Origin of the sequence: Serratia grimesii (assembly GCF_900186025.1) — a bacterium.
GTDB lineage: Bacteria > Pseudomonadota > Gammaproteobacteria > Enterobacterales > Enterobacteriaceae > Serratia > Serratia grimesii.
The window spans coordinates 2,336,342-2,348,935 of the sequence record NZ_LT883155.1 but is presented as its reverse complement, the minus strand read 5'-3'; the positions used below and the strand labels follow the sequence as shown (position 1 = coordinate 2,348,935).

At 51.8% G+C, this 12,594-nt stretch carries 14 protein-coding genes; 6 read left to right on the top strand and 8 right to left on the bottom strand.

What is annotated here, in order from left to right; genetic code table 11:
- Nucleotides 1-72: 72 nt before the first annotated feature.
- The 3 genes from pdxH to anmK form a co-directional block, all read right to left on the bottom strand.
- On the bottom strand, nt 73-726 hold the full coding sequence (gene pdxH / locus SGBXF1_RS11125) for a pyridoxamine 5'-phosphate oxidase (protein WP_037418739.1): 654 nt from the start codon (nt 724-726) through the stop codon (nt 73-75).
- Between the two features lie 87 nt (nt 727-813).
- Nucleotides 814-1,116, bottom strand: a complete 303-nt coding sequence (locus tag SGBXF1_RS11120; RefSeq protein ID WP_037418736.1) for an MliC family protein — start codon at nt 1,114-1,116, stop codon at nt 814-816.
- Nucleotides 1,117-1,161: 45 nt separating this feature from the next.
- Nucleotides 1,162-2,283, bottom strand: a complete 1,122-nt coding sequence (gene anmK, locus SGBXF1_RS11115; RefSeq protein ID WP_037418734.1) for an anhydro-N-acetylmuramic acid kinase — start codon at nt 2,281-2,283, stop codon at nt 1,162-1,164.
- 370 nt (nt 2,284-2,653) lie between these two features.
- Between anmK and SGBXF1_RS11110 the strand changes: the two genes are divergently transcribed.
- Nucleotides 2,654-3,118 (top strand): outer membrane lipoprotein, encoded by a 465-nt coding sequence (locus SGBXF1_RS11110; protein ID WP_026142354.1) that lies wholly within the window; start codon nt 2,654-2,656, stop codon nt 3,116-3,118.
- 89 nt (nt 3,119-3,207) lie between these two features.
- Here SGBXF1_RS11110 and slyA read toward each other — a convergent pair whose 3' ends face one another.
- On the bottom strand, nt 3,208-3,642 hold the full coding sequence (gene slyA / locus SGBXF1_RS11105) for a transcriptional regulator SlyA (RefSeq protein ID WP_037418732.1): 435 nt from the start codon (nt 3,640-3,642) through the stop codon (nt 3,208-3,210).
- 180 nt (nt 3,643-3,822) lie between these two features.
- Between slyA and SGBXF1_RS11100 the strand changes: the two genes are divergently transcribed.
- Genes SGBXF1_RS11100 through SGBXF1_RS11090 form a run of 3 tightly spaced genes read left to right on the top strand, consistent with a single transcriptional unit; the run spans nt 3,823 to nt 6,963 of the window.
- Entirely contained in the window at nt 3,823-4,059 is a 237-nt protein-coding gene (locus tag SGBXF1_RS11100) for a DUF1656 domain-containing protein (RefSeq protein ID WP_073963435.1), read from the top strand.
- Nucleotides 4,060-4,062: 3 nt separating this feature from the next.
- A complete protein-coding gene (locus tag SGBXF1_RS11095; protein ID WP_037418730.1) occupies nt 4,063-4,920 on the top strand; it encodes an efflux RND transporter periplasmic adaptor subunit in 858 nt (285 codons plus the stop codon).
- 9 nt (nt 4,921-4,929) lie between these two features.
- Nucleotides 4,930-6,963 (top strand): FUSC family protein, encoded by a 2,034-nt coding sequence (locus SGBXF1_RS11090; protein WP_130380459.1) that lies wholly within the window; start codon nt 4,930-4,932, stop codon nt 6,961-6,963.
- Between the two features lie 6 nt (nt 6,964-6,969).
- On the opposite strand, the gene sodC is transcribed toward SGBXF1_RS11090, so the two are convergent.
- Entirely contained in the window at nt 6,970-7,494 is a 525-nt protein-coding gene (gene sodC, locus SGBXF1_RS11085; RefSeq protein WP_037418725.1) for a superoxide dismutase family protein, read from the bottom strand.
- A gap of 240 nt (nt 7,495-7,734) precedes the next feature.
- Between sodC and SGBXF1_RS11080 the strand changes: the two genes are divergently transcribed.
- A complete protein-coding gene (locus SGBXF1_RS11080; RefSeq protein WP_186428369.1) occupies nt 7,735-9,582 on the top strand; it encodes a polyurethane esterase in 1,848 nt (615 codons plus the stop codon).
- A gap of 39 nt (nt 9,583-9,621) precedes the next feature.
- On the opposite strand, the gene SGBXF1_RS11075 is transcribed toward SGBXF1_RS11080, so the two are convergent.
- The 3 genes from SGBXF1_RS11075 to SGBXF1_RS11065 form a co-directional block, all read right to left on the bottom strand.
- On the bottom strand, nt 9,622-10,518 hold the full coding sequence (locus tag SGBXF1_RS11075; RefSeq protein WP_186428368.1) for an aldo/keto reductase: 897 nt from the start codon (nt 10,516-10,518) through the stop codon (nt 9,622-9,624).
- A 99-nt stretch (nt 10,519-10,617) separates the two neighbouring features.
- Nucleotides 10,618-10,857, bottom strand: a complete 240-nt coding sequence (locus SGBXF1_RS11070; protein ID WP_037418715.1) for a DUF1289 domain-containing protein — start codon at nt 10,855-10,857, stop codon at nt 10,618-10,620.
- Nucleotides 10,858-10,878: 21 nt separating this feature from the next.
- Nucleotides 10,879-11,808, bottom strand: a complete 930-nt coding sequence (locus SGBXF1_RS11065) for a LysR substrate-binding domain-containing protein (RefSeq protein ID WP_037418712.1) — start codon at nt 11,806-11,808, stop codon at nt 10,879-10,881.
- Between the two features lie 141 nt (nt 11,809-11,949).
- Here SGBXF1_RS11065 and SGBXF1_RS11060 point away from each other — a divergent pair, with 141 nt between their 5' ends.
- On the top strand, nt 11,950-12,591 hold the full coding sequence (locus SGBXF1_RS11060) for an NAD(P)-dependent oxidoreductase (protein ID WP_037418709.1): 642 nt from the start codon (nt 11,950-11,952) through the stop codon (nt 12,589-12,591).
- Nucleotides 12,592-12,594 lie beyond the last annotated feature (3 nt).

The following is a 12,594-nucleotide window of genomic DNA, read 5'->3' as shown; positions in this document are numbered from 1 at the left end:
TAAATTCAGAATAACGCATAGAATAAAGCGCTGGCGACATCAGTACCAGCGCTTAAGGGGGATTTTCGGTCTTCAGGGTGCCAGTCGGTCAATTTTCCAGTCATTCCCGTCCCGTTGATACAAGAAACGGTCATGCAGACGGTTGGCGCCGCCCTGCCAAAACTCGACGGAATCGAAATTAACCCGGAATCCGCCCCAGAAACTCGGCAGCGGTACTTCGCCCTGTTGGAATTTTTGCTTCAGCTCGAGGAATTTACTTTCCAATACTCCACGCGCAGAAATACGTGATGACTGCTGCGACACCCATGCGCCAATTTGGCTGTCTTTCGGTCGGCTGGCGAAGTATTTCATGACTTCGAGAGTGGATAACCGCTCTGCTTTGCCGAGGAAAATCACTTGGCGCTCAAGCATGTGCCACGGGAATAGCAGGCTAATATGTGGGTTGTTCGCTAGCTGTTGCGCCTTACGGCTTCCCAGATTGGTGTAGAACACCAGTCCTTTGTCATCATAATGCTTCAGCAGCACAATACGCTGGTAGGGTTGCCCGTTCTCATCCACGGTCGCCACACACATCGCTGTTGGGTCGGCCAAACGCGCGTCGCAGGCCTGTTTCAGCCAGCGTTCAAACAGCGTTAATGGATTAGCAGTCAGATCGTTGCGGCGTAAGCCACCACGAGTGTATTCACGGCGCAGGTCCGCAACATCAAACTCATTATTTTCAATCATCCGGTTATCAACCAACTGAAAAATCGTGATTCTATTCTGCGCCAGCGGCGTCAGGATCTCAATCGCTCTGACGCCGCAACCGCTGGATCAATTAGCCAGCGTGCAGTCGCTCATGATCACTTTGCCATTACGCTCAAGATAGGCGTTTTGGCCCTTCGACCAAAAGGTGTATTTGCCGTCGCTGTATTTGGCACCGGACATGGCCAGCACCTGTTTCAACTTCAGCTGTTCACCGTCCATCAACATGCTGACGGTGCTCTCCTTACCGTCCAATGACACCGTCAACGGCGTGGTGCCACATTGGTAATGTAACGTCTGGCTGTTTTGCGGTAAAACATAGCTACAGCCAGCCAGTGCCAGTACGCCGGCAGAAATAATGATTTTTTTCATGCGATTGCTCCTTAGGGAAACCTGTCGATTTCTATCCTAACAGAGCTAACGCCCCCCTAAAGGCAAAACCGGATAAATCCCACCCAGCAGCGTTTCACAGCTTGCACCGGTGACTGAAGGCAGATTGCCGGACTGCCCGGACAGCGTACGAAACGCCAGCCACGCAAAGGCCAACGCTTCCATATCATCCCCGCTGATACCGAAATCATCCGTCAGGCACACCTCTGTACCAGGCAACAATGCTGACATCCGCGCCATCAGCAACGGATTACGTGCCCCACCACCACAAACCAGCAGCCGCTCGCACCCTCCCGCCAACTGGACCTGTTCACAGATGGTGATCGCCGTCAGCTCCGCCAACGTCGTTTGCACATCAACGGGGCTGACCGCCGCCAGTCCCACCAATTGACGTTCCAGCCAGGCCGCATTGAAATACTCTCGACCCGTGCTTTTCGGCGCCGGCAGCGCAAAGTAAGGATCGGACAGCATTTGCTGTAACAATGGCAGGCAGACACGCCCTTCCATAGCCCAACCACCGTCTTTATCGTAAGCCTGGGAGCGATGACGCCATATCCAGGCATCCATGAGCATATTGCCCGGCCCGGTATCAAAACCACGTACCGGTGTCCCCGGCAATAGCATCGAAAGATTGGCAATCCCGCCAATGTTGAGCACCATACGGCGCTCAACCGGATGCGCCAACAGTGCCTGATGGAAGGCTGGCACTAACGGAGCACCTTGGCCACCGTAAGCCATATCGCGCCGACGAAAATCACCAACGGTGGTGATATTGGTTAGCGCGGCGATACGATTATTGTCGCCCAGTTGCATAGAGAAACGTGCATCCCCGTCGGGTTCATGCCATACCGTCTGCCCATGACAACCAATGGCAGTAATGTCTTGAGCCGTCATACCTGTTTGTTTCAGCAGGCCAAGCACCGCCTCACCAAACAGTGTGCCAAGCTGAGCATCTAGACGCCCCACCGCAGAAAGCGTGGTTTGCTGCCCCTGGCACATGCCAAGGATGTCTTGTTTTAGTTGAATCGGTATCGGATGGCTGTAGCTGGCCTGTTGCGCGACCACTCGTCCGTCGATCGCAGCAAGCACCACGTCGACGCCATCCAGACTGGTGCCAGACATAACACCTATATAGCGGCCTGACCTCATAGCAACATCCCTTACCCCAGACGGGGAAGCAAAATTTTGACTTGATAAATAAACCAGAATTGAAACATTAACGCCATGAATTATGATGTCTTTTTTCACCTCTGTGAGCAATACGCCTGTTTATTCGCCTATTCTCTAATAGTGATAACCACAGCTAAACAACAGCTCAATTTGCGACGGAATTTCTTCCTATACTGTTATAAAGCTAAACCACCGTTTATTATTGGTTGAACAGTGCAAAGTTAAGCTGCGTGCAGTAACAGGTCATGGTGATATCCGCACGTTTACGCCATACTTTATCTATCTTTTTCACTGAATATGGCCTGGAAAGGTTCCCCAGGTTATGGACTACTACCAACAGGAGTTTTATATGATCAAGCGTCTTCTCGTCGTTGCTATCGCCGCAGTTACGCTGGCAGGGTGTGCTAATGATTCCATGTCCGGCGACGTGTATTCCGCTTCGCAGGCCAAACAGGTGCAAACCGTGACTTACGGTACGCTGGTTTCAGTGCGTCCGGTCAAGATCCAGGGTAGTGAAACGTCGAATACCATTGGCGCAATTGGTGGTGCCGTATTGGGTGGTTTCCTCGGTAATACCGTGGGTGGCGGTACAGGTCGTAGCTTGGCGACAGCTGCAGGCGCAGTGGCAGGTGGTGTAGCAGGTAACAGCATCGGCGAAGCGGCCGGTCGTACTTCAGGCTACGAGCTGGAAATCAAAACCGACCAGAAAGAGAACATCGTGGTGGTTCAGAAGGCAGGTGATACCAAGTTCAGCCCGGGTCAACGCGTTCGTATGGCTCGCACTGGCGACACCATTACCGTATCCCCGCTGTAAGCTTAGCGTATCAAGTAAAACCGGAGGCTTGAGGCCTCCGGTTTCATTTCCGATGCTGTGAAATCTAATCGTAAAAAAGAAAGAATATCTTATTGTTTGTTTTGCAGTTCAGTTATGTTTTGTTCCAGCTTATCAATCAAACCAACCAACAGCTGCACTTCATCAATGCTAATACCACTCAGAATCTCACCACGCGTAGAGCTGATGACGCTGTCCACTTCCCTGATAATGGGGTCGGCCGCTTCAGTCAGTTTGATACGCTTAGCACGCCGGTCGTTGGCGCAGGTGTGGCGAGTAATCAGCCCCTTCTCTTCCAGCTGGTCCAACGTACGAACCAATGATGGTTGCTCAATGCCGATCGCCTTGGCCAGTTGAATCTGTGACTGCTCCGGCGGCAAACGATTGATACTGTGCAGAGTAACCCAGTGTGTTTGCGTAAGCGCCAACGGCTTGAGCCGATGATCAATGAGCGCGCGCCAAACACGAACTAATCGTGCTAGATCTGAACCTAATGTTGACTCCACTTCCCCCTCCTTATAATTAGCATGCTAACATACCCTCCCAGAGCTTAGACTATTTTGAGTAACTCACATTAAAAACACAAATGTATATAATGTATATTGTGGAAATAGCCACCATTTTGATCAGTTATTGTTTATTATCTATGCAAATACTCAGCATATTCACTCATCGGGATTGTTAATGTGAATACTTCATGGCTCCATGCCTCTTCCCCTCTGCCCGATTTGGTCCTGGGCGCTTCACTTTATTTTCCGCCCATATTTAAGGCTTTTTTGCTCGGACTCGTTTTATGGCTGCTGGTACACCAGTTGTTGCGAGACTGGATTTATTCTGGTGAAATTTGGCACCCCATGCTGATGGACTTGTCTATTTTCGTCATCGCCGTCAGCGGCTCCCTGTGGATTTTAGCGAGTTGGTAACCCATGACGCATAAAACATTAAAATACTTTTCTACGGTAATCGTCTGCGCCATTGCCATCTGTGCCGGTTGGTGGCTCTGGAATTATTATATGCAATCCCCGTGGACCCGTGATGGAAAGGTGCGTGCCGAGCTCGTCAATATCACACCAGAAGTTTCTGGAAGATTAGAGAAAATAACTGTTCATGACAATCAGTTCATACCTGCGGGAAGTCTGATTTTTACGATCGACCCCGTGCCATACCAGATTGCACTCGACAATGCTGAGGCCGCATTGGCAAAAGCGCAATCCGACATGGCCAAGGCTGACCATGAGGCGGCTCGACGCCGCGGTCTGCCGAAAAATGTTATTTCTGCTGAAGATATGGACGAGTCAAATTTAGCGGCCCAGGCAATGAAAGCCGCATATAAAGCTGCCCAAGCTAATCTGGAACAGGCTAAATGGAATTTAAGTAAAACTAAAATTTATGCCCCTACCGATGGCTATATCACCAATTTACAAACTCGGGTTGGAAACTATGCCAGCGTGGGCACTCCGTTGGTCGCACTGGTCGATGTGCACTCGTTTTATGTGCTCGGTTATTTTGAGGAAACCAAGCTAAAACATATAAAAGAAGGCAATAAAGCGGATATCGTTTTATATAATGGCAACATACCACTTCAAGGCGAGGTGGAGAGTATTGGCCGCGCTATTTACGATCAGAGTGTTGAAAGCAGCAGTGATTTATTAATGGACGTAAAACCCAACGTGCCATGGGTTCGCTTGGCGCAACGCGTACCGGTACGGATAAAATTGCTGAACGTACCCGCTGATTTACCGTTAGTGGCCGGTACGACCTGTACCATCTCCATTCATCAGTAAGGCTAACGAGTGAACCTGCCCTTTTTGGAATGGAACCGTACCCCTTGGGGAAAAGCCACCGGTGGTCAATGGCGCTATGCACTGCGCAACTCACTGGCAATGTGCCTGTCACTTTGGGTGGCATTCGTCCTTAATCTTGATGAACCTTACTGGGCGTTAACGTCGGCGGCGGTGGTCAGTTTTCCCACTGTCGGCGGCGTAATAAGTAAAAGTATTGGGCGCGTTTTCGGTAGCCTGGTGGGCGCCGCAGCGTCAGTGGCCATCGCCGGGCATTGCCTGAACGATCCTTGGCTATTCACCCTGTTTATTGCGGCGTGGATCGGGCTGTGCACGTACATTTCCAACCATTATCAGAACAACGTCTCTTACGCCTTTGCTCTCGCGGGCTACACCGCCGCTATCATTGCATTCAGCACGGTTAACGTGACGGATACCCAGCAAATCTTCGATATCGCGCAAGCGCGCGTTTGTGAAGTGATCACCGGTATTCTGTGTGGCGGTCTGATGATGATGATCTTACCCAGCACCTCGGACGGTGAAGCACTGTTGACCTCGTTAAGGCGCATGCATTTACGCTTGCTGGAACATGCCGCAATGTTGTGGCAGCCGGAAATCACCCTGCAAATGCGCACATCGCATGAAGGGGTGATCGGCCAGATTCTGACCATGAATCTGTTGCGTATTCAGGCCTTCTGGAGTCACTACCGGTTGCGTCGGCAAAATAACCTGCTCAATTACATGTTGCATCAGCAATTACGCATTACCAGCGTCATCTCCAGCCTGCGCCGTATGCTGCTGAACTGGCCGGATCGCCCGGCGAATCTGGCGGCTGTTTTAGAACAATTGCTGACCGAACTCCGTAATCCCGACACCGACAAATACCGCCTTGCACGCATCTTGCAGCAGATCGCCCCACAGGATCCGGCTGATTACCGCCATCGCGCCTTTTGGCTACGCCTGCGGCATTTCTGTTGGTTGTACCTGAACTGTAGCCGTTGGTTACTGCGGCTCGAGAGTGCAACACCTGTCAGCGATATCCAACCCCCGCGTGTGACCTCGCTGGCACGTCATACCGATAGCTACGAGGCCGCCTATAACGGCCTGCGCACCTTCTTATCTATCGTCCTCGGCTGCGCCTATTGGATTAACACCCAATGGGACGCGGGTAGCTCAGCCCTGACACTGATCGCTATCAGCTGTGTACTGTATTCCTCCACACCCTCTCCCATCAACAGCATCACGACGCTGTTAAAAGCCGTGCTACTGCTGTCGATCGCCTGTTTTGTAGTGAAGTTCGGTTTGATGATTCAGATTGATGATTTTTGGCTGTTCTGCGCGTTTCTGTTTCCGGTATTGGTGACCATGCAGATGTTCAAGCTGCAACATCCATCCTACGCGGCATTATGGGGCCAACTGATCGTGTTTATGGGCTCTTTCCTTTCCGTCACCAACCCACCAAGCTACGATTATCAGTCTTTTATTAATGACAGTATCGGTAAGATTGTTGGTGTACTGCTGGCTGGTCTGGCATTCCAGATCTTGCGGCCCAGTTCGGACAAACGCAAAAGCCGGCGAATTATCCGTGCCCTGCGGCGCGACTTTATCGATCAATTGAGTAAGAAACCACAGCAGAGCGAAAGTCAGTTTGAATCGCTGATTTATCACCGCATCAGCCAATTGAATCAAAGTCAGGATCAAGAAGCGCGTAGTTGGTTATTACGCTGGGGTGTCGTGTTACTCAACTGCAGCCATATTGTCTGGCAATTACGTGACTGGCAGACTCGATCCGATCCGCTTTCAGCGGTGCGTGACGTCTGCATTCACTGCTTGCGAGGCATTATGACGGAGAAAGGTGTGCAGCACAGCTCGCTGGATGCGACGTTGCAGGAGTTGCTACGCATGAGCAACGCACTAGCGCACCACCCGGATCAGGCGGCACGCGATCTTGCCGGACTCATTTGGCGGCTGTACTGCTCATTGCAACAGTTACAACAGGCGATTACCCCAACAGACACGGCAACCGCGGTGCCCGCCGCCCATTAACCGACATTATGATTTAATGACACCGCAGGCGAAGCGTTCCCCGCCGCCGCCCAGAGGTTTCGGATGGTCGGCATTATTATCGCCACCCGCATGCACCATCAATGCCTTGCCGGTTATTTCGCTGATTTTTTTCAGCCGTGGCGCTAGCACCGGATATGTAGCCATACCGTCGTCCGTCACGTAAATAGCCGGCAGGTCGCCCAAATGACCGTCGGCATAGGGGCCAAGGTGCTTGCCGGTTTTTTGTGGGTCAAAGTGCCCGCCCGCTGCCAGCGCAGCAACCGCCTTGCCCTCTTTCATGCCTGGCTCACAACTGCCATTTTCATGTACATGGAAACCATGCACGCCAGGCGGCAACGCTTTTAGTTGCGGTGTAAACATCAGGCCGTAAGGCGTTTCACTGATTGTCACTTTACCAATCTCCTGGCCAATTCCCTGCCCGGTCACCAGATTCATGTCAACATCTACCGTCGCCGCCTGAGCGACTCCGCAGGCCATTAGGCCGAAGGCCGCATACCAATAATGTTTCATTAATCAATCTCCTTTGAATAGCTGTGAGTATTCAGTATAGGGGAATGTGTGACGCCACCACTCAAAATAGGCACAATTTCGACCATCAAATTCGCATTATTAATAATTCATACTAATAATAATTCTACCGATGTCGGTCCTCTGACCAGATGTCGTTGGATACACTCTGCTTACCTGCACTCGCTGCAAAGGCTATTCAAAGATTAACCCGGCAATGCAGCAAATTCATAAGGAACTGATATGGGAATCTTTAATTATCAAGGCCTCGATGAGGCGAAATCCAAAGTGTTATTTACCGATGCCATGGCGATTTCTACCTATGCCTATCACAATATCGATAATGGTTTTGACGAAGGCTACCACACTACCGGTTTTGGATTGGGCTTGCCGTTAACGCTGGTGACAGCGTTGATTGGCAGCACACAATCACAGGGCGGGTTGCCCGGTATTCCGTGGAATCCTGATTCGGAAAAGGCAGCACTGGCAGCGGTAAATAACGCCGGTTGGTCTTTGATTGGCGCTGATCAATTAGGTTACCAGGGAAAGACAGATTCCCGAGGTACCTATTATGGAGAGACGCTGGGCTATACCACAGCCCAAGCCGAGGTGCTGGGAAAATATGACGACGCAGGTCATCTCACCGGTATTGGCATTGCTTTTCGTGGCACCAGTGGCCCGCGAGAATCGTTAATCACCGATACTATTGGTGACTTGATCAATGACGTGCTGGCCGGGTTCGGACCAAAGGGTTACGCGGACAACTACAGCCTGAAAGCCTTTGGCACCCTATTGGCCGATGTGGCCAAATTTGCCCAGGCGCACGGTCTTAGCGGTGACGATGTGACGATCAGCGGCCATAGTCTTGGCGGATTGGCAGTGAACAGCATGGCAGCGCTCAGCGACAGCAATTGGGGCGGTTTCTATTCACAATCGAGCTATGTGGCCTTTGCCTCCCCGACGCAATACGAGACGGGCGGCAAAGTGATTAACATCGGTTACGAAAACGACCCTGTATTTCGCGCGCTTGACGGGTCAACGCTCACACCATCCACGTTAGGTGTACACGATGCACCACAAGAATCTGCCACCAATAATATCGTTAACTTTAACGATCACTACGCCTCTGCAGCCTGGAATATCCTGCCCTTCTCCATTCTGAATGTTCCAACCTGGCTATCTCATCTGCCATTCTTTTATCAGGATGCGTTAATGCGGGTGCTGAACTCCGAGTTTTATTCTCTGACCAGTAAAGATTCGACAGTGATCGTCTCTAACCTCTCCGATGTCACGCGTGGCAATACCTGGGTAGAGGATCTCAACCGCAACGCGGAAAAACACAGCGGTCCGACATTTATTGTTGGCAGTGACGGCAATGATTTAATCAAGGGCGGTGCAGGCAATGATTATCTTGAAGGCCGCGCCGGCAATGACACATTCCGCGACAGTGGCGGCTTTAACATCATTTCCGGCGGAGAAGGCAATAACACGCTGGATCTGCAACACGCCTTAAAAAAGACTGAAGTTGCCTACGACGGTAATACCCTCTACTTACGCGACACTAACGGCGATATCACTCTGGCAACATCGATTAATACGCTGAAAAGCACGGAGTCATCCCTGCTAATTTTCACCAAAGACGTTGCTCATCAGGTCACCGACAACGGGTTGCTCTCCGATAAAGGGCTGACTGCTTATGCCAGCTCGGAAAAAGGGGGCGCAACCAATGACATCCTGACTGCGAAAGACACAGGCTCTTGGTTATTCGGTCTTGATGGGGATGACCAACTGTTCGGCGGCAAAGGCAATGACGTGTTTGTCGGGGGCGCTGGCAATGACATCATGCACAGTCAGGGTGGCAACAACACCTTCTTGTTCAGTGGCAACTTTGGCCAAGATCAGATTTATGGCTATCAGGCGCAAGACAAACTGGTCTTTATGGGGACACCAGGCAGCAGTTCGGGCGGTGATTACCGCGATTTTGTTTCCGAAGTGAACGACAATCTGGTGTTTAACTTTGGCGGCAATACAGTCACGCTCGTCGGGCTTGGGTTGAACAGCTTGTCGGACGGACAGGTCGTTTTGGCGTAAAAATATGGGCAGCCTTGCTGCCCATTTTCTTGCCAACGATTATGGGACGTCGTAGCCCAGTGCCGCTTTACGAATGCGGAACCACTGCTGGCGATTGAGCGTCAACGCTTGCGCCTTCAACGCCGAACGCACGCGTTCAATCTTGCCGGAGCCGATGATCGGTAACGGTGCAGATGGCAAGCGCATAACCCAAGCGTAAACGACCTGTTCAATCGTATCTGCACCAATTTCCTGCGCAACGGTCTGCAATTCGTCACGCAGTGGCTGGAACTCAGCATCATTGAAGAGACGGCCGCCCCCCAGACAAGACCACGCCATGGGTTTGATTCTCAGCTGCTGGCACTGATCCAAGGTTCCATCAAGAATACTTGGCTGGTGGATCGGCGAAATTTCAAGTTGATTGGTTACCAGCGAGAAAGGTAAACGTGATTGCAGCAATGTAAATTGTGCTGGTGTGAAGTTGGAAACCCCGAAGTGGCGGACTTTGCCGCTTTTGTGCAACGCCACAAAGGCCTCAGCCACTTCATCAGCATCCATCAGTGGGTCTGGGCGGTGGATCAGTAACAGGTCAAGATAATCGGTGTGCAGATTCGCCAATGACTGCTCCGCGCTGCCAACGATATGTTCACGCTCAGTAATGTAGTGTCCAATGGGATTGCCCGGTTTAGCAGTGGTCGCGATACCGCATTTTGACACCAGCTCCATCGATTGACGCAACGAAGGCTTAAGGCGCATCGCTTCACCAAAGGCTTGTTCACACGCATAGCCACCATAGATGTCAGCGTGATCGGCAGTCGTCACCCCCAGTTCGATATGTTGCTCAATGAAAGCCAGCAACTGTTGCGGTGACATGCCCCACTCCATCAAACGCCAATATCCGCAAATCATGCGAGAAAATTCAGGCCCCTGCGGCGCAAGTTGAATACGGTTTACCATTATTGAAACCTCATGACATTGTTTAAAGCCAGCATACACAAGCAGATAACGCAGTGGGAAGCGGAAAGCCGCGCTTACGTGCGGCAGATCAGGAATGCGTCAGAACAATGACGGTTGTTCGGGTTGCGGATCATCAGGCTGTTTATTGGCACGCTTCATGCGCAGGAAGCGCTGGTGGCACAAGCGCAGCACGTCACGCTTTTGCGCATCGCTCATTTGCATCCAGCCAAAGCGTTCCTCGCGGCTGCGCAGGCAACCACGGCAAAAACCGCGTTCATCGGCCTGGCAAATACCACGACACGGGCTGGGAATGTCAAAAAACTCAAGCTGCTGCGGCACACGTCCTCCTGCGTTCTTAAGCTAATTGAAGACGCCATCGCTGCTGCTGGCAAGTGACTTTTCGGCATGACGGTGAAAATAATCGCGTAGATACCGCAGCGCCTGGCGTGTTTTCTCCGGCATTGCCCGCTCCAACGTCATCGCATGCAACCGTAACGGTGCAGGTCGCCACTCTGGCATCAGCTGTATCAGTTCGCCGCGTTGCAGTTCATCCTCAATTTCATAGAGTGGTTGAATCGAGATCCCCAGACCGCTGCGAGTAAAGGCGCGCATCACGTTCATACTGTCGCTAACAATCTGCCCTTCCGCCAGACGCAATTTAAGCTGCTGACCCCCTTGGTGGTGTAAATCCAAGTGCGCACCGCTGAAAGCACCGGAGATCCAACGGTGTTGCACCAAATCCTGTGGTGTCTCCGGTACGCCATGCTGACTGAGATAACGCGGTGCAGCACACAGTACCATAGGCCATTCAGCCAATGGATGGGCGATCATATTGGCATCCGCCAGTTGACGATTAACCCGCAGTGCAATATCGATCCGATGTTCGATCATATCGATGATTCGGTCATCCGCCAGCACCTTTAACGTCAGCTTGGGATGCGCTTGTAACAGCGGTGCCATGGCTTCTGCCAGCGGACGCCCGCCGATACCAATGGTGGTGGCAATACGCAGCTCTCCCACCAGCGTATCGCGCAGCTCTGCCAACCGTTGTTCGGCCTGCTGCGCCTGAAACAGCATGGCCTCACAGCCAGGATAAAAGGCGGCCCCCGCCTCGGTGAGCGCCAACCGTCGCGTAGAACGGTGCAACAAAGGTACGCCAAGCACTTTTTCCAGTGAACGCATATGCTGGCTGACCGCCGATGGCGTCATGCCCAGTCGCCGCGCTGCGCCAGCCAACGACCCCTCCGCCACCACAGTGGCAAATACTGCCATTCGATTCAATTTATCCATGATTATGAAGTTTTACTTAATCAAGAAAGCATGAATATGGCACTAATCAGCGCTATTGTTAAGTACTACAGTGTATACACCTGCTCAGGTCAACCTGGCCTGACACTTCGCACTGAACGTATTCCTGACAGGAGCAAACAGATGAAAGTAGCCATTATTGGAGCAACCGGTTTTGTAGGTCGTCGCGTGGTAGAGGAAGCACTTGCCCGTGGATTGCACGTCACCGCCATTGCCCGTCAGCAAAAAGACTTACCGGACAATGCCAACCTGACTGTTGCCTTGGGCGATGTGGCCGACACAGAATGGCTGGCGAAACAGTTAGCCGGTCAAGATGCAGTGATCAGCGCCTATAACCCGGGTTGGGCTGAAGACAACCTGTACGACAAAACCAGCAAAGGCGCGCAGCAGATCCTGGACGCAGTGAAAAAATCAGGTGTCAAACGTCTGTTGGTGGTTGGCGGGGCCGGCAGCCTGGAAGTTGCACCTGGTCTTGAGTTGGTCGATACCCCAGAGTTTCCGGACAATATCCGCCCAGGTGCACTGGCCGTGCGTGACTTACGTAACAAACTGCGTAATGAATCGTCACTCGACTGGACCTACCTGTCCCCAGCAGCATTACTGGAGCCCGGCAAACGCACCGGCCAGTTCCGTCTTGGCACCACTAAATTATTGATGAACGGCCAGGCACCCGCCGGCATCTCGGTTGAAGATCTGTCTGTAGCCATTATCGATGAGATCGAAAAACCGCAGTTTATCAAAGCACAGTTTACCGCCGCTTATTAATCG